Origin of the sequence: Streptomyces sp. NPDC006544 (assembly GCF_040611715.1) — a bacterium.
In the GTDB taxonomy this organism is placed as follows: domain Bacteria; phylum Actinomycetota; class Actinomycetes; order Streptomycetales; family Streptomycetaceae; genus Streptomyces.
On the sequence record NZ_JBEXOV010000084.1, the window covers coordinates 16410 to 32511 of the forward strand.

Genomic DNA, 16102 nt, shown 5'->3' on the forward strand with positions numbered 1-16102 from the left:
GGCCGGGAGCGGGGGCCGGAGTGCAGAAGCATCGTGGAGCTACGCAAGCCCTCCACGGGATTTATCGAAACGTGATAATTTCTGGCCCTCGCACAGCCATCGCATCGAACATCCCCGGAAGATTCCCTTCCAGTGGTGCGGATGCGACGGGGTTGACGCCTGGTCCGCCGCCGTACCTCCCCGACGGCGCTGGGACCGAGGTCGCGGGACTGCAAGCGGTTGGCATGTTCCTGGAGGGAGTACGGGGGGTGTCCGAATCCCCTGCCGGCACCGACGCCGGCGGGGAGGAAGGCCATCACCCCGGCAGGCTTGTCACCCTCCCACGGGGCAGGTCACACCCCGGCTTGAACGAGGTAACAATGTGCGAACTTCTGAACCGCATCTGGTCCCGCCCCAGAGGCGAATGGACCCGGGTACTGCGCAAGGAACTGCCCACGCTGGCGGCGGGGATGGTGGAGGAACTGCGGGAAACCATCCCGGGGTTCTCGGCTCTCGTCGAGGAGATAGACGACGAGCTGGTCAGACAGCGGGTGGAGTCGGCCCTCCTCACCGCCCTCGGTTACCGCGAACCGGCCGCGGAGGAACAGGCCCAGCGGCTCCCGGCGGACCGGGAGCAGGCGAACCTGGAACTCGGCCACGGCCGGAGCCCGGACCTGCGGCCGGACCTGGAGCGGGACCTGTGCCACGGCCCGGACGGGCCCGCCCGGCCACGCGGCCCGGAGGCCGCCACCACCGCCGGGACGGGGAGCGGGAGCCCGAGCGGGAGCGCCGTCGCGGCGGGCCGCACCCATGAGCCCTTCCACGGCTGCGTGCCCGCACCCCTGAAGGCCGTTCCCGCGCAGCGCACTCCGGGCTCGTCCCGCGAGCCCGCCCGCCGGGAGCTCTTCGCCGCCCTCACGGGCGACCTCCCCCTGCCCGACCTGGTACTGGCCGAACTGGCGAACGCGGCGGGCTGGCACCTGCCCGCGTCCGTACGGGCCGTGGCGCCGGCCTCGCCCGGCGAGACGCAGCAGCTCGCGGCCCTCCTCGACGACTGCCTCGGCGGCATGGTCGGGGGCCAGCCGTGCCTGCTCGTCCCGACCGAGGACCCGGAGGAGCGCACCGCGCTGGACAGCGCGCTGCGCGGCCGGTTCGCCGCCGTCGGCCACCCCGTCGCACCCCGCGACACCGCCTCCTCGCTGCGCTGGGCCGTACGGCTGCTGTCCCTCACCCCGACGCGCGCCGGCCTGGACACACGGGCCGTCTACGTCGACGACCACCTCTCCACCCTTCTCCTCCTCCAGGACGAACCACTGGCGCACGCCCTCGCCGCGCGCTGGCTGCGTCCGCTCGCGGACCTGACCCCGCGCCAGAGCGAACGGCTCGAAGTGACCCTGCTCGCCTGGCTGGAGGGCGGCGGTGCCCCCGAGGCGGCGAAGGCCCTGAGCGTTCACCCGCAGACGGTCCGCTACCGCATGCGGCAGCTCGAGAAGCTCTTCGGCCCCGGCCTGCGCGACCCCCGCACCCGGTTCGAACTCGAACTGGCCCTGCGCAGCCGCCGCCTGATGGCCCAGGTGCGGCTCCGGCCCTCCCGCGGCAGCCGCCGCGCCCGCGTGGTGACCGCCGATTTCCGGCCGCCGCTGGGCGCCGGACGCATCGCCCGCGTCAACGGCCTCTGATCCCACCGCCCCTGGCCGACCGGCCGCCCGGCCCACCCCCGCCCGGCGCACCCGGTACGGCACGGCACAACGAGAAGGCCCCGCCGCCGAGGCGGCACGACGGTGCCGGTCCGAAGAACCCTTCGGACCGGCACCGCTCTTCGGGCGGGAGCGGGGAGGCACGCCGCCCCGGGGGCCTCAGCCGCAGGTGCGGCCGCCGTTGATGCAGCGCACCGCTTCGGCCATCAGCCCGTCGGGCATGACGTTGATGAAGTCTCCGTGGTCGGTCACCGGCTTGTGCAGCTGCTCGGGAAAGCTGTCCACCGCGATGCGCGCACCGGGGGGCACCGCGTACACGATGCGCTGCACCAGCTGCGGGAGTGCCTTGAAGCCCGAGCCGCAGGAGCCGTCGCGGGCTGCGAAGGCCACGTGCGTGCGGTGGTTGGCGCTGTCGGTGTTCCGGCCGTCCCAGCAGCTCTGGAAACTGAACGTCCGCACCACGTCGCTGCCCTTGGGACAGACCGGATACTTGTCCTTCAGCTGCCGGTTCTCGAATCCGGTACAGCTCCAGGAGGCGTTGGCGTTCGCGGGCCCGTTGGTGAGCGCCTTCGCGTCACCGGTGATGATCCGCAGGAAGCGGGGCATGGCGGTGACGCGGGAGACGGCGCTGCCCTTGAACTGGATGGTGACCTGCTTCGGCCGCAGGATCGTGCCGACGTTGGCGTCCTGGCCGCCGCCGGGGGCTGCCGCGTCCTGTTCCGCCTTTCCGTCGCGCAGCCGCAGCACGGGCCAGTAGTACGTGGACAGGTCGCCGTTGGTGCACGTGGTCCCGGAGGCGGCGAGGCTGTTGTTGGTGGAGAAGGCGTCCGCGGTCTTGTTGCCCACGTAGTCGTGCATGTGGTGGGCGCCGTTGCTCACTCCGGGGGCGACGATCACGTTGTCCGGGTTGAGGTGGCGGTTCTCGTTGCGGCCGCACTGCACGGTGAAGGACCCCTTGGACGCGCCGGCCTGGGGCTTCGGGGCGCGGACGTTCGGTTTCACCGAGCCGATGGCGACGAAGTCCTTGCGCGCCGGGCCGCCCTTGGCGCGGGCGGCGGCCAGGCCCGCGGTGTCCTCGGCGACCGGCGCCTCCCGCATGGCGCAGGCGCTCAGCCCGTCCAGCCCGTCGGGGCGTGCGGCGCTCTTGCCGATCGCGTCGGACATCCGGCCGATCGTCTTGTCCCGCTGGTCCTTCAACTCCCCGAGCAGCGCGTCACCCTGTGCCTTGCCCGTGGCGAGCCGCTGGTAGGCGTCGGCGATCTGGGTGTCGAGCCCCGCGAGCTCCTGGTCCACCTCGGGCCGCGCCCCTTCGGGCACCTCCCGCAGCTGCTCGCCCACGTCGGGGCAGTCGATGGTGGCCGTGACGGGCGCGGAGCGCCCCGAGTCCTGTCCGGCGGAGGCTCCCTGGGCGGCGACCACGACGGCGCCGCCGCCGAGAGCCAGGGCTGCCGCGAGGGCGAGCGCCTTGTAGGAGGGCCGGAGCCGGCGTTTGTGCCCGGTGCGACTCGTCCGGCCCGTGCGGCTCGTACGGCCTGCGCGGCTCGTACGGCTCGTTCGACTCATGCGATCACTTCACTTCCTCGGTCGGGAATCGTTGGAGGAGGCGGGTACGGGGTCCGCCAGGCCCTCGAAGTCGACCAGTCCACTGGCCTCGAGGACCGCGATGTGGTCCAGGACCGTGGTGTTGGCGTCCGTGGCCAGCTCGCGGACCATCGAATTGCGGGTCTGCGCCCGCACTTGGGCCACGAGCGCGAACACCTTGCCGTGCGCCCTGCGCAGCAGCTGAACGAACAGTCGTTCGTACGCGGGTCCTTGCGCCCGGTTCAGCTGGTCGAGCCAGGCCCGCTGCTGTTCGCTCGGCCGGTCCGGGAGTTCGAGGCCGAGGGCCTGCCCGACCTCCAGGACCCGGCGGTCCAGCTCCGTGTGGCCCTCGATGAGGTGTTCCCCGGCGGTCCGCACCGCCGGGGCCGATCCGCGCTGCTGGGCCTGCCTCCCGGCGGGCAGCTCCCACAGGCCGGCGAGCCGTACCTTGCGGACGAAATCGCGGTCCTGGGGGGTGAGGGGCCCGAAGGCCGTGCTCATGACCCCGCCACCGTCGTCGTCGGCCGAGGCGGGAGCCGCGAGGGGGGCCGCGGCCGCTTCCGCGGCCGCGCCGCCGAAGTTGCGCACGGGGATCAACAACGCGATCAGCGTGAGGGCGAGGGCGCCGATGACGATGCCCGTACCCATCACGTGTCGCGATGCGACCGACATGCTGCCGACGGTGGACCGGCGGATTGACGGCACTGCGCCTCCTTGCTGCCTGGACCGGGAGCCTGTCTGCGGCTTCCGATCTCCGGGTGGCAAGGGACGCTAGTGCCCGCCGGGGCACCTCTTTCGAAGCCCCATCACGAATGGACAAACATCCGGGCGGCGGCCCGGAGGGCTGCTATGGGGGCGGCGCCATCGGGGCCGGCTCTCCAGCCGGTTGCCCGGACATCGGCTTGTTCGTGAGGCGCGCGGTGGCCGGAACCACCGGACGGTTCGGCGCCTCAGCGGCGCGGGCCCGGCTGCCGCGGTCGCCGCGGCGCGGCCACGCGGCCCGAGCCGCCCGCCACCGGATCGCGCGCCGGGCCGGTCCGGCTCCCCCGCAGCGGGGTCAGCAGCCCCGAGCCGGCGATCAGCAGGCACAGCGCCCCGGCGGCCAGGCTCACCGGCGGCACCCCGTGGCGGCCGGCCAGCCACATGAGCAGCGCGGCCCCCGCCGGGCCCGAGGCGTTGTGCACCGTCCAGAACGCGGAGGTGACGCGCCCCAGGAGGTGGTCGGGGGTCACCTCCTGGCGCAGGGTCATGGAGCAGACACCGCCCACGGTCAGCCCGAACATGAAGAGGGTCGCCGCCACGGCGATCACCGGCAGACTGCGGCCGGCCCCCATCACCGCCACGGACACCCCGATCAGGGCCGTCGAGCCCAGCCAGCACGTGCCGAAGCCGAGGGTCCGCCGGAGCGGTCCGGCGGCGACGGCGGCCGCGACCACGCCGATGCCGCTCACGGCGATCACGTAGCCGACCGTCGACGCGTCGCGGGCGAGTTCGACGTCGACGCGATAGATCAGCAGGTCGGTGGCGCCGAGGGTGACGAAGGTCAGCAGGGTGAGCAGGACGGTCAGCGGGCGCAGCAGGACGTGCGTCCACAAGAAGCGGAAGCCCACCACGAACACCTCGCGCAGCTTCGTCTCCTCGGGCTCCTGCGGGGGCCCCTCGCCGCGGACGGCGAACCTGACCCACCCCAGGCTGACGGCCGAGACCAGGAAGGTGGCCCCGTCCAGGGCCAGCGCCCAGTCGGCGCCCACCCCCACGACGAGGGCGCCGGCCACGACCGGCCCGACAATGGTTCCGAGGGCGAAGGTGCCCAGCAGCCGCCCGTTGGCGGTGCCCAGGTCGGCCGGATCCACGAGACCCGGCACGGCGGTCACGTACGCCACGTCGAAGAGGGTCTTCAGTACGGCGACCAGCGCGGTCAGCCCGTACAGCAGCCAGATCCCCGAGCCGCCGGCCGACCACAGCAGCGGTACGGAGCACAGCAGCGCCGCCCGCGCGAGATCGCAGCCGATCATCAGCCGGCGGCGGTCGACCCGGTCCACCACGTGGCCGGCGAAGGTCCCCGCCACGATGGCCACGGCTCCGCCGATGCCGGTGACCAGGCCCATCTGGAAGGCGGACCCGGTGGCGCGCAGGACCAGCATCGGCAGCGCGAGCATCGAGACGGAGCCGCCGAGCACGGACAGCGCCTGGCCGAGCCAGAAGACGGTGAAGTGCCTGTTCCCCCGGAGCGAGCTCATCCCAGCAGGGCGTAGACGGTGGAGGCCTTCGCGGCCGGTTCCGGTGCGCCGTCGGGGGTCATGGTGATGTCGGCGAAGGCCATCCGCTTGCCGAGTTTGGTGATCCGTACGTCGATCAGCACGTCGGCGCCGACCACCGGCCGCTGGAAGCTGGTGGACTGCTGGACGGTGGTCATCGGGCCGTACGCCCCGCGCGCGGCGGAGATCGCGATGACGGTGGCGGTGTCGGCGGCGGCCATCAGGGCCTGGCCGCTGAGGCCTCCGCCGTCGCGGGCCAGGGCGTCCGACCAGGGCAGCCGGAGCACGGCGTGCCGCTCGCCCGTCTCCTGGACGGTGAGCCCGAGAGCGAGCACCCAGGGGGCGAAGTTGTCGTTGAGGATCTTGTCCGCGTCTGCCGGTGTCAGGGTCACCGGGTGATTGTGGCGGCCCGGTGCGGGCCGCCACAACGTCCTTTCCTCAGAGCGAGGCGGCCAGTTCGGTGCCCTGGCGGATGGCCCGCTTGGCGTCGAGCTCGGCGGCCAGGTCGGCTCCGCCGATCAGGTGCGCCTCGACTCCGGCCGCGCGCAGCGCCTCGTACAGGTCGCGGCGCGGCTCCTGGCCGGTGCAGAGCACCACCGTGTCGGCGGGTACGAGGCGCTGCTCGCCGTCCACCGTGACGTGCAGCCCCTCGGCGTCGATGCGGTCGTACGCGGCTCCGGCGACCGAGACGACGCCGCGGTGCTTGAGCTCGGCGCGGTGGATCCAGCCGGTGGTGGTGCCGAGGCCGGCTCCGACCTTGGTGGTCTTGCGCTGGAGCAGGTGGACCTGGCGCGGCGGGGCCGGGCGTTCGGGGGCCGCGAGGCCACCGGGGCCGGTGTAGGCGGTGTCGACGCCCCAGTGGCGGAAGTAGACGGCGGGGTCCTGGGAGGCGCCCTCGCCGCTGTCGGTGAGGTACTCGGCGACGTCGAAGCCGATGCCGCCGGCGCCGAGGACCGCGACGCGCTCGCCGACGGGGGCTCCGTCGCGCAGGACGTCGAGGTAGCTGACGACGTTGGGCCCGTCGACGCCCTCGATGTCGGGGGTGCGGGGGGAGACGCCGGTGGCGACGACGACCTCGTCGTAGCCGCGCAGGGTCTCCACGTCGGCGCGGGTGCCCAGCTTGACCTCGACCGCGCGCTCGGCGAGCTGGGTGGCGAAGTAGCGGATGGTCTCCTCGAACTCCTCCTTGCCCGGGATGCGGCGGGCGATGTCGAGCTGGCCGCCGATGTGGCCGGAGGCCTCGTAGAGGGTGACGGCGTGACCGCGCTCGGCGGCGGAGACGGCGCAGGCGAGGCCGGCCGGGCCGGCGCCGACGACGGCGACGCGCTTCTTCAACTGCGTCGGAGACAGGACGAGTTCGGTCTCGTGGCAGGCGCGCGGGTTGACCAGGCAGCTGGTGATCTTGCCGCTGAAGGTGTGGTCGAGGCAGGCCTGGTTGCAGCCGATGCAGGTATTGATGGTCTCGGACCGGCCGGCGGCGGCCTTGGCGACGAAGTCGGCGTCGGCGAGGAAGGGGCGGGCCAGCGACACCAGGTCGGCGCGACCGTCGGCCAGCAACTCCTCGGCGATCTCGGGGGTGTTGATGCGGTTGCTGGTGACGAGGGGGACGGAGACCGAGCCCATCAATCGCTTGGTGACCCAGGTGTAGGCGCCGCGCGGTACGGAGGTGGCGATGGTGGGGATGCGCGCCTCGTGCCAGCCGATGCCGGTGTTGATGATGGTGGCGCCGGCCGCCTCGACCTCCTTGGCGAGGTGGACGACCTCGTCGAGGGTGGAGCCGCCGGGGATCAGGTCGAGCATGGAGAGGCGGTAGATGAGGATGAAGTCCTCGCCGACGGCCGCGCGGGTGCGCCGGACGATCTCCAGCGGGAAACGCACGCGGTTCTCGTAGGCACCGCCCCAGCGGTCGGTGCGCTTGTTCGTGGCGGCGGCGATGAACTCGTTGATCAGGTAGCCCTCGGAACCCATGATCTCGACGCCGTCGTAGCCGGCGAGCTTGGCGAGGCGGGCGGCGCGGACGAAGTCCTCGATCGTGCGCTCGACGTCGGCGTCGGAGAGCGCGTTCGGGACGAAGGGGCTGATGGGGGCCTGCAGGGCGCTGGGGGCGACCAGGTCCTTGTGGTAGGCGTAGCGGCCGAAGTGCAGGATCTGCATCGCGATCCTGCCGCCCTCGGCGTGCACGGCCTCGGTGATCACCCGGTGCTCGGCGGCCTCGTCCTCGGTGGTGAGGCGGGCGCCTCCCTCGAAGGGGCGGCCGGCGTCGTTCGGGGCGATGCCGCCCGTGACGATCAGGCCCGCGCCGCCACGGGCACGCTCGGCGTAGAAGGCGGCGAGGCGCTCGAAGCCCCGCTCGTGCTCTTCGAGGCCGGTGTGCATCGAGCCCATGATCACGCGGTTCGGCAGGGTGGTGAAGCCGAGGTCCAGGGGGCTCAGCAGGTGCGGGTACCGGCTCTGGGAACTCATGGGGGGCGCCTCCTCGCGCGGGGGTGATGCCCCTGTTCTAGCGAGCGGGCGCTTATTTTGCAACTAGGTGCAAAATGGGGACCGAGCGCCCCGCCGACCGTATCCACCGGCATTCCCGGGGCCTGCGGCCCGGGTCGCCGGCCCGTGTGGCGGAGCTCACGGGCCGGCGACCCGCGAAGGCGGGGGCGCGCGTCCGGCCTCCCTTGGCCTCCGCCCCTTCACCGCGGCCCTCCGCACCCCTTCCGCATCACCCCGCTCGCGCCCGGCCCGGCCGGGGCCGGTACGGCCGGCCCTCCCCCTAGCATGTCCGACATGCCCGCCATGTCGGCTCCCGTATGCGCGCGAGCGCGCCGGTTCGCCGTGCGGCTGGGTCCGGCCACCCGCCTGATCCTGTGCGCCGCCGTCGCCTGGTGCCTGTGCGTGTGGCTCGGCACCAGCCCGGCCCCGGTGCCGGCCGCCCTGCCGGCCGTGCTGATCCTGCGCGACGACCCCTTCGCCGCGCCCCGCCCGGCCCTGCAGCGCATGGCCGGAGTCGTCGCGGGTGTGCTCATCGGCGTGGTCGTCCAGCACGGACTCCCACCGTCGACCTTCTCCTTCCTCCTCCTGCTGGGCTGCGGCTGCGCGGGCATGTACCTCCTGGGCGGCCGGGACTCCCCCAACCAGCAGGTCCTGGTCTCCGCGCTGATGATCTACGCCACCCCGGTCCCCGGATACCCGCTGGCCAGGCTGGAGGAGAGCGCGGTCGGCATCGCCGTCGTCGCCCTCCTCGGCCCGCTCCTGTGGCCGCCGGCCCGCTACGGATCGGTGCGGGACGGCCTGGACGGCTATCGGAGCGACCTGGGCACCCTCCTCGAGGGGATCGCCGCCCGGGCCGCACTCGGGCGGCCGGCCCTCGGCCCGCCCGGACCCGCCGCGTTCTGGCAGCGCCCCCGGGTGCTGGCCTCCGCGCTGGACGGGATCCTCGCGCACCGGCGCCACATGCCCCTGAAGCGTGCCGACACCGCGCGGCTCGCCGGCCTCCGGCCCCGGCTGAGCCTGGCCCAGCGCACCGCGCTCACCCTCCAGTTCTTCACGGGTGAACTGGAGGACCGGACCGATCCCGCCGCGCCGGGTCCGGCCGGACCCGATCCGGCCCTGCGCGACCTGGCCCCCCTCGTCCGGGCCACGTCCCGAGCCCTCGACGCGGCCCTGCGCGGTGCGGACTGCACCGCCGAGCTGCGCCGCGCCCGTGAACTCGACGCCGCGCACCGCAGCGCCCATTCCGCCCGCCACGACGCGGTGCTGCGCGCCGGGCTCCACCTCACCCACGAGGCCGTCGCCGACCACCTGGCCGGGCCCGCCGGGCTCCCGGCTCCGCCGCACGAGGATCCGTAGCTCTCGGGGTCCGGGCCACAGCCGGCCTCAACGTGCCCCGCCGCCGGCCGGTCCGCCCGTGCGGGGGGCGGATTGCGTAGGCTCCGATACAGGGTGGTGTGCGCGATCTCGGCCGAGGTAGATTCGGCGGCTCGGCGTGTAGCTCAGCAGCCAGAGCACCGACCTGCACAGTCGGAGGGCGCAGGGGCAGGACCTGCCACGCCGGCGATGAACGAGAAGAACCGCACGATGCGCCCGGCGTGGGTCGACGTCCACTTGGGCCACAGCCGGCCACGGCCCTACGAGCGGGACGCCGCACTGCTGGCCGGCGTCCCGCCGACCCGGCGCGCGCTGTTCGCGCACGGCCTCACCGGGCCCGGGCTCGCGGCGCTCTGGTCCCTCCTCGAGAGCGGCCGCTACGAACTCCACGCTCCCCAGGAAGCCGCGCTGCTGTGCGTGGCGTGGCTGTTGCGGTCCGGCGACCTGGACGACGCCGCCGAACTCGCCGTGCTCCTGGACCCGTTCGCGGACCTCCAGCCCTTCACTCCGCGCCCCGGGGCCACGCGGCACCCCGGCGGCCACGCCGCCGCCGACACCTGCGCCGCAGACGCCGCAGACTCCACCGAGACTGCCGACTCCGGGATCAAGCGCTCCGCACGCGAGGCGGCGCGGCTGCTCGCGCGGCAACGGCAGAACCCGGCCGTCGCCGCGCAGCGCGAGGCGCTGACCGTATGGCGCCCCTTCGAGGACGAGTTGCTCGCGTACTGGCTGCGCGCGCACGCCCGCGCCGCCCACGCCCCGCGCGCGGAGGCCGCCGCCCTGCTGGAGCGGTACGAGGCCCTCGCCGCGGCCCACCCCCTGACCGGCCGGCACCTCGATCCGAAGTCGAACGCGGCGATCTTGCGGCGGGCGCTGGCCGAACGGGCCGCCGGACGCGAACTCCCGCTCCCGCTCGCCGGGTTGCTCCGGCACGCCGTCACCTCGATGGTCGCCAAACGCGGCCGGCCCGGCTCCCCCGCGCACACCCGGCTGCGCCAGGAGCAGGTCCGGCAGGCCGCCGTCCTCCGCGGCCCGTTCGCGCCCGTCCTCGACCCGGTGTGGGTTCCCCACCCGGCCGGCCCGGCCGACGCGACCGGTCCGGACACCGCGACCCCCCGGGCCGACGTGCTCGTCGCCCTCGCGGCCGCCGAAGAGGCGCGGGCCCCGTGGGAGGCCGGGCTGTCCGGCGTCCGCCTGCCGCACTCCGCCGGGGCCGCCCTCGCCCGCGCCTACCACCCGCAGGTCACCGACCCGGTGCTGCGGATCCTGCTGGCGAAGCTGTACCAGGGCGGCGCCCGGTACTGCGCCCACCTGTGGGATTTCGCCGGCCTCGCGGAGCTCCCCTGGATCCGCGCGGTGGCGGGACCGCCCTCACCCGACCCCGAGGCGCTCGGCATCGCGCTGCGGCAGCTGGCCACCGTGACGACGGAAGCCTCCTGCGGCTCCGTCACCGATCCGAGCCTGCCGCTCGTCCGGGGCCTGTCCGCGCTGGCCCACGAGGCCGGGATCCCGGCCTCGTTCGCGGCAGAGCCCTTCGCCGACCGCGACACCGGGGTCGTGAGCGAGGACGTCCTGCCCGCCGTGAGGGTGGCCGCCGATCTGCTGCGCGGGACGCCGTACGAGCGCTACCACGGCATCGACTACGCCGCGGTCCGCGCCCTGGCCGATGCCGACGACCGGCGGGGCTTCGCCGTCCTGTGCGTCGTCCGCGCCGGCCGTACGCAGCCCGGCTCCCGTTTCACCCGGCACGTGAACTCCCTGGAACTCGCCGCCGTGCCCGCCGTGATCGAGCAGGTCCGGATCCTGACGGCCTTCAACATGCCCGCGCTGGTCCACCAGATCGGCGTCGTCCCGGGTCCCGACGGCGCCGCCCTCGCCCGGTCCGCGTTCACCGCCGCGCGCCGCCGTGCCGCCACCCCCGCCAGGACGGCCCGCGCCTTTCGGCACCTGCTGTTCCACCTCTCGTTCTGCGCACCGGACCAACAGGCCTCCGTACTCGACTGGATCGACTCCGAGACCGCCCGCCTCCCGCGCGGCACGGCCGGCCGGCTCGCCCCCTTGGTCGCGAGGCTCCGTACGGCGATGGCGGGCGGGGCCGTCGGCGGCTGACCGCCGCCGCGACCTGGGACACCGCGAGGCGGGACACCGCGCCCCGGCGCCCGGACGACCCCTCCGGAGTCTCCGGTCCGCGCGAGGACCGTCGTTCGCGGTCGGGCCGGGTGGGTCGGGTATACAGGACGAGAGCGATCATTCGGACGAACCGTGAGGAAACCCCGTGAGCCAGAACACCGAGCCTCTGATCGTCGTCGGCGTCGACGGTTCGAACCACTCCAAGCAGGCCCTGCGCTGGGCGGTCGCCCAGGCCAAGGCCGTCGACGGCCGGGTGCACGCCGTCATGGGCTGGGAGTGGAACACCAATCCCTTCGGCGTGAGCCCGTCCGAGCAGAACGAGCTGGTCCACGCCGAGGAAGCGGCCCGCCAGAAGCTCGCCGACACCGTGGCCGAGGCGGTCGGCACCTCGCCGGGCGTGCCGGTCTTCCGCCGGGTGGAGCAGGGCTCGCCCGCGCGGGTCCTGGTGGACGCCTCGAAGGAAGCGGAGCTGACGGTCGTCGGCACCCGCGGCTACGGCGGCATCAAGGGCGCGCTGCTCGGGTCGGTGAGCCAGCAGGTGGTCCAGTACGCGGCCAGCACGGTCGTCGTGGTCCGCGAGGGCGCCTCCGCCTGACCACCCCGCCCCCGGACCCCTTCCGGCGGATGGCGGGCGGGGACGACGGACGGCGGACGGCGGACGGCGGACGGCGGACGGCGGACGGCGGACGAGGGATGGCCGCCCGGAGAGGGCGGCCCCCGTGCCGGACCCTGACGCCGCGCCGGATCAGGCCCCCGGGCCGGCGCCCAGGTCCGCCGGGTCGGTGTTGGCGCCGCACAGCACCACCGCGACCCGCTCCCCCAGCGGACGCGCGGCGACGCGCACCGCCGCCAGGGCGGTGGCGGCACCGGCCTCGACGACGATGCGGTGCTCCTCCCACAGCGCGCGCCGGGCCGCGACGATCGCCGCGTCCGGTACCAGGACCGACTCCGCGTTGTCCTGCCGTACGGCGGCCAGGGCGTCCGCCGAGACCCGGGTGGCTCCGAGCGAGTCGGCGGCCACCGAGTCCACGGGTACGTCCACGGGCCGGCCCGCTTCGAGGGCCGCGCCCAGTGCGCGGCAGTGCTCCGGCTCGACCGCGACGACCCGTACGCCGTGCTCGCGCGCGGCGGTGGCGATGCCGGCGAACAGCCCGCCACCGCCCACGGCGACGACGACGGTGTCGAGGCCGGGCAGGGCGCCGCGGATCTCGTCGAGCAGGGTTCCGGCGCCCGCCGCGATGAGCGGATGGTCGTACGCGTGGCTGCTCAGCGCCCCGCTCGCGGCGGCGAACTCCCGGCAGGCGGCGAGCGCCTCGGCGTACCGCTCGCCGACGAGCCGTACGTCGGCCCCGTAGCCCCGCAGCCGCTCCACCTTCACGCGCGGGGCGGTGGCCGGCAGGAACACGGTGGCGCGCACGGATTCGGCGCGGGCCGCCCAGGCGCAGGCGAGGCCGGCGTTGCCGCCGGAGGCGATGGTCACCCCGGCGTCGGGCAGGGTGTCCGCATCGCGGTGGGCGGCCAGGAAGTTGCGGGCGCCGCGCGCCTTGAAGGAGCCGGTGTGCTGGAGGTACTCCAGCGCGTACGAGATCCCCTCGCCCGCGGGTATCACCGAGACGGGCCGCACCGCCCCGGCGATCCGGCCGGCGGCGGCCCGCACAGCGGCGTAGTCGAGCTGCTGTTCCATGAACTCACCCTCTTGTCAGTCGAAAGGGACCGGCCCCGGACCCGGACCGGGCCCGAACCGTCCCGGCGTCAGGCACCGTCCCGGCGTCAGGCCCCGGCGGGCCGGGCGGCCTCGATCAGCTGGCGCAGGGCGCCGTAGTACACCTCGTGGTCGGTCAGGGCGGGCAGTACGTCGGCCAGCCCGCCCGAGAGCACGGGGAAGTCGGCGGGGTCCAGGGCCGCCAGCGCCCCGCGCGACGCGGCGGTGGCACCGGCCGGATCCCGGTGGTCGACGAACGCGGCGGCGCCGAGCGTCAGCAGGTACATCCGGCGGTAGACGATCATGGCCTCGCCCGGGGTCATCCCGGCGGCGACGCTGTCGGCGAGCGCGGGCTCTACGAGCCGGGCCAGCAGCTGGCGGCCGAGCCAGGGGCGGCCGCCGCGCAGGACCAGCAGTCCGGGGTGGGCCGCGAGCAGCCGGTAGAGGGCGGTGAACCGCTGTTCGGCGGCCTCGGCCCAGCCGGTTCCGGCGGGAATCTCGGGCAGCTGGGCGGCGAGGTGCTCGGTGCAGAGGTCGAGCAGGCCCGCGAGGTCGGCGCAGCGACGCTGGACGGTGGCGTGCGAGACCTCGAGCCGGTCGGCGAGGACGCGGAAGCTGAGCGCGGCGGGCCCCTGCTCGTCGAGGATCCGCAGGGCGGCGGCGGCGATCGCCTCCGGGGTGGCCCGGTCCAGGGCGGCTGATCTTCTGGGCATGAGATACATCGTATCATCCAGTGTTACAGCCACTGGCACGTACGGCGTACCACACGCTGGGTCAACCCCAACGTGTGACACCGACTACACCCATATTGCTGGTCATCACGCCATAACGCTCGACTTATATTGACAGTGGGTAGTCACGCCGCTGCACTGAGCCCTCGACAGCCCCCACGTCAAGGAGACTCCGTGCCGCCTCGCCTGCGTGTGTCGCTCCCCTTTCTGGCCGCGGCCGCCGTGCTCGCCCTCACCCTCTCCCCCGCCCCCGTGGCGGCCGAGCCCAAGGCGACCTCGGACACTCCGCTCGCGCTCACCCCGCCCATGGGGTGGAACAACTGGGCGCACTACATGTGCGACATCGACGAGGCCAAGGTCGTGGCGAACGCGGACGCGCTCGTCTCCACCGGTCTCGCCGCCAAGGGTTACGACACGGTCACCGTCGACGACTGCTGGATGACCAAGAGCCGTGACGCGGACGGGAATCTCGTCGTCGACACGGCGAAGTTCCCGCACGGCATGGCCTGGCTCGGGGAGTACCTGCACGCGCGGAAGCTGAAGTTCGGCATCTACGAGGACGCCGGCCACCTCACCTGCGAGCGCTATCCGGGCAGCGGCTCCCCCGAAGGCGGCGGGCCCGACCACTACGCACGCGACGCCCGGCAGTTCGCCTCCTGGGCCGTCGACTACGTCAAGATGGACGGCTGCAACCTGTGGGTGCCCGAGGGCTCCACCAAGGAGCAGGCCTACCGCGACGCCTACAACTCCGTCGCCAGGGCGCTGCGCGACAGCGGCCGGGACATGGTCCTGTCCGCCTCCGCACCCGCCTACTTCCAGCAGGGCGAATGGGGCGGCTCCGACTGGCACAAGGTGCTCGGCTGGGTCGGCGAGACCGGCCAGCTGTGGCGCGAGGGCCGGGACATCAAGGTGTACAAGCCGGCCGCCCCGGCCACCTCGCGGTGGAGCTCGGTCCTGGGCAACTACGGCTACAACCGCTGGCTGGGCCGGTACGCGGGCCCCGGCAACTGGAACGACCCCGACTTCCTGATCGCGGGCGCCCCCGGGCTCACCGCCGCGGAGAGCCGCAGCCAGGTCGGACTCTGGGCCATGATGGCCGCCCCGTTCATCCTGTCCTCGCAGGTGTCCGAGCTCAGCCCGGCGGGGCTCGCCGCCCTCGGCAACACCGATCTGATCGCTCTGGACCAGGACCCCATGGGCCGTCAGGGCACGGTGGTCTCCTCCAACGCCACCTTCGACATCCTGGTGCGGCCGCTCGCGAACGGCGACCGCGCCGTGGCCGTCCTCAACCGGTCCGGCACCTCCCGCGAGGTCCGGGTGCCGCTCGAGGAGATCGGGCTCCCCTCCTGCACGGTCGACGCGAAGGACCTGTGGAGCGGGCGGGCGCGCGAGGTCTCCGACGCGCTGACCGGGACCGTGGCCGCCCACGACACGGCCGTCTGGCGGCTCGCCCCGCGCGGCGGCTGCACCCGGACACTGCCCACCGGGCAGATCGCCGGCCAGGGGCCCCGGCAGGGCGCCGCCTGCGCCGACGGGGCGAGTACCACCGGGGTCGGCGCCGTGGTGATGGGTACCTGCACGGGCGCGCCCGACCAGCGCTGGACCCTGCACCGCGACGGCAGCCTCCGGCTGGCGGGAGACTGCCTGTCCGCGGGCGCGGACGGCCAGGTGGAGCTGGCCGCCTGCTCCTCCGGCCCCGGCCGCCGCGTGCCGGGGCAGAGCTGGACGCACCGCCGCGACGGCGCACTGGTCGAGGACACCGGCGGGCTCTGCCTGACGGCCCCCGCCTCCGCGGCCGCCCCGGCCGAAGCGGGCGTCCCGGCCGAGCGGCTGCGGCTGACCGCCTGCGGCGAACACCGGGTCGATCAGGCCTGGTCCCTCCCGGCCTGACGGCCCGCGCGCATGAGGAAGCAGATCGCGGCCGGGCCCCCGAGGGCCGCCGAGCCGCCGGACACCGCCCGGCGGCCACGTGCCGCCGAGCCGCCCGCCCCGACCGAGACGAGGACGCGCATGCCGGGCCCGATCCCACGAAGCCACCCGGCCGGGCGGACGCGCCGCCGGGTCACCCTGACCGCGCTGCCCGCGGCCCTGCTGACCCTGGCGGTCGCCGGGGGATCTGCCCCGGGTACCAGTTGTTGCGGACCTCGTGGTCGTCCCACTGCGCGAGGA

The 16102-nt window shown here is 74.3% G+C and carries 12 protein-coding genes and 1 tRNA gene; 6 read left to right on the plus strand and 7 right to left on the minus strand.

The window, feature by feature from the left end:
• Positions 1-359: 359 nt before the first annotated feature.
• Positions 360-1658, plus strand: coding sequence for a helix-turn-helix domain-containing protein (locus ABZY44_RS29375; RefSeq protein ID WP_356659026.1), 1299 nt, complete (start codon positions 360-362; stop codon positions 1656-1658).
• Between the two features lie 177 nt (positions 1659-1835).
• On the opposite strand, the gene ABZY44_RS29380 is transcribed toward ABZY44_RS29375, so the two are convergent.
• From ABZY44_RS29380 to ABZY44_RS29400, 5 genes are all read right to left on the minus strand, one after another.
• On the minus strand, positions 1836-3239 hold the full coding sequence (locus tag ABZY44_RS29380) for a DUF1996 domain-containing protein (protein ID WP_356659028.1): 1404 nt from the start codon (positions 3237-3239) through the stop codon (positions 1836-1838).
• Between the two features lie 9 nt (positions 3240-3248).
• The gene (locus ABZY44_RS29385; RefSeq protein WP_356659030.1) at positions 3249-3929 is read right to left on the minus strand and encodes a DUF4142 domain-containing protein; all 681 of its coding nucleotides are present in this window, start codon (positions 3927-3929) and stop codon (positions 3249-3251) included.
• Between the two features lie 278 nt (positions 3930-4207).
• Complete coding sequence (locus ABZY44_RS29390) at positions 4208-5497, minus strand: MFS transporter (RefSeq protein ID WP_356659032.1); 1290 nt, start codon at positions 5495-5497, stop codon at positions 4208-4210.
• Positions 5494-5907 carry a PaaI family thioesterase gene (locus ABZY44_RS29395; protein ID WP_356659034.1) on the minus strand — a complete coding sequence of 138 codons (414 nt, stop codon included), beginning with the start codon at positions 5905-5907 and terminating at the stop codon, positions 5494-5496. The genes ABZY44_RS29390 and ABZY44_RS29395 overlap by 4 nt, the downstream gene beginning before the upstream one ends.
• Before the next feature lie 46 nt (positions 5908-5953).
• Entirely contained in the window at positions 5954-7978 is a 2025-nt protein-coding gene (locus ABZY44_RS29400; protein ID WP_356659036.1) for an NADPH-dependent 2,4-dienoyl-CoA reductase, read from the minus strand.
• Between the two features lie 312 nt (positions 7979-8290).
• Here ABZY44_RS29400 and ABZY44_RS29405 point away from each other — a divergent pair, with 312 nt between their 5' ends.
• The 4 genes from ABZY44_RS29405 to ABZY44_RS29420 all read left to right on the plus strand — a co-directional run bounded on the left by ABZY44_RS29405 (position 8291) and on the right by ABZY44_RS29420 (position 12095).
• Entirely contained in the window at positions 8291-9352 is a 1062-nt protein-coding gene (locus ABZY44_RS29405) for an FUSC family protein (protein ID WP_356659038.1), read from the plus strand.
• Positions 9353-9484: 132 nt separating this feature from the next.
• A tRNA-Cys gene (locus tag ABZY44_RS29410) sits at positions 9485-9557 on the plus strand.
• A gap of 2 nt (positions 9558-9559) precedes the next feature.
• Positions 9560-11479 (plus strand): hypothetical protein, encoded by a 1920-nt coding sequence (locus tag ABZY44_RS29415; protein ID WP_356659040.1) that lies wholly within the window; start codon positions 9560-9562, stop codon positions 11477-11479.
• Between the two features lie 166 nt (positions 11480-11645).
• On the plus strand, positions 11646-12095 hold the full coding sequence (locus tag ABZY44_RS29420; RefSeq protein WP_356659042.1) for a universal stress protein: 450 nt from the start codon (positions 11646-11648) through the stop codon (positions 12093-12095).
• 150 nt (positions 12096-12245) lie between these two features.
• On the opposite strand, the gene ABZY44_RS29425 is transcribed toward ABZY44_RS29420, so the two are convergent.
• Entirely contained in the window at positions 12246-13184 is a 939-nt protein-coding gene (locus tag ABZY44_RS29425; protein ID WP_356659044.1) for a serine/threonine dehydratase, read from the minus strand.
• 86 nt (positions 13185-13270) lie between these two features.
• Positions 13271-13915, minus strand: a complete 645-nt coding sequence (locus ABZY44_RS29430) for a TetR/AcrR family transcriptional regulator (RefSeq protein ID WP_356659046.1) — start codon at positions 13913-13915, stop codon at positions 13271-13273.
• 192 nt (positions 13916-14107) lie between these two features.
• On the opposite strand from ABZY44_RS29430, the gene ABZY44_RS29435 reads away from it, so the two are divergent.
• Positions 14108-15823, plus strand: coding sequence for a ricin-type beta-trefoil lectin domain protein (locus ABZY44_RS29435; RefSeq protein WP_356659048.1), 1716 nt, complete (start codon positions 14108-14110; stop codon positions 15821-15823).
• Positions 15824-16102: the final 279 nt, after the last annotated feature.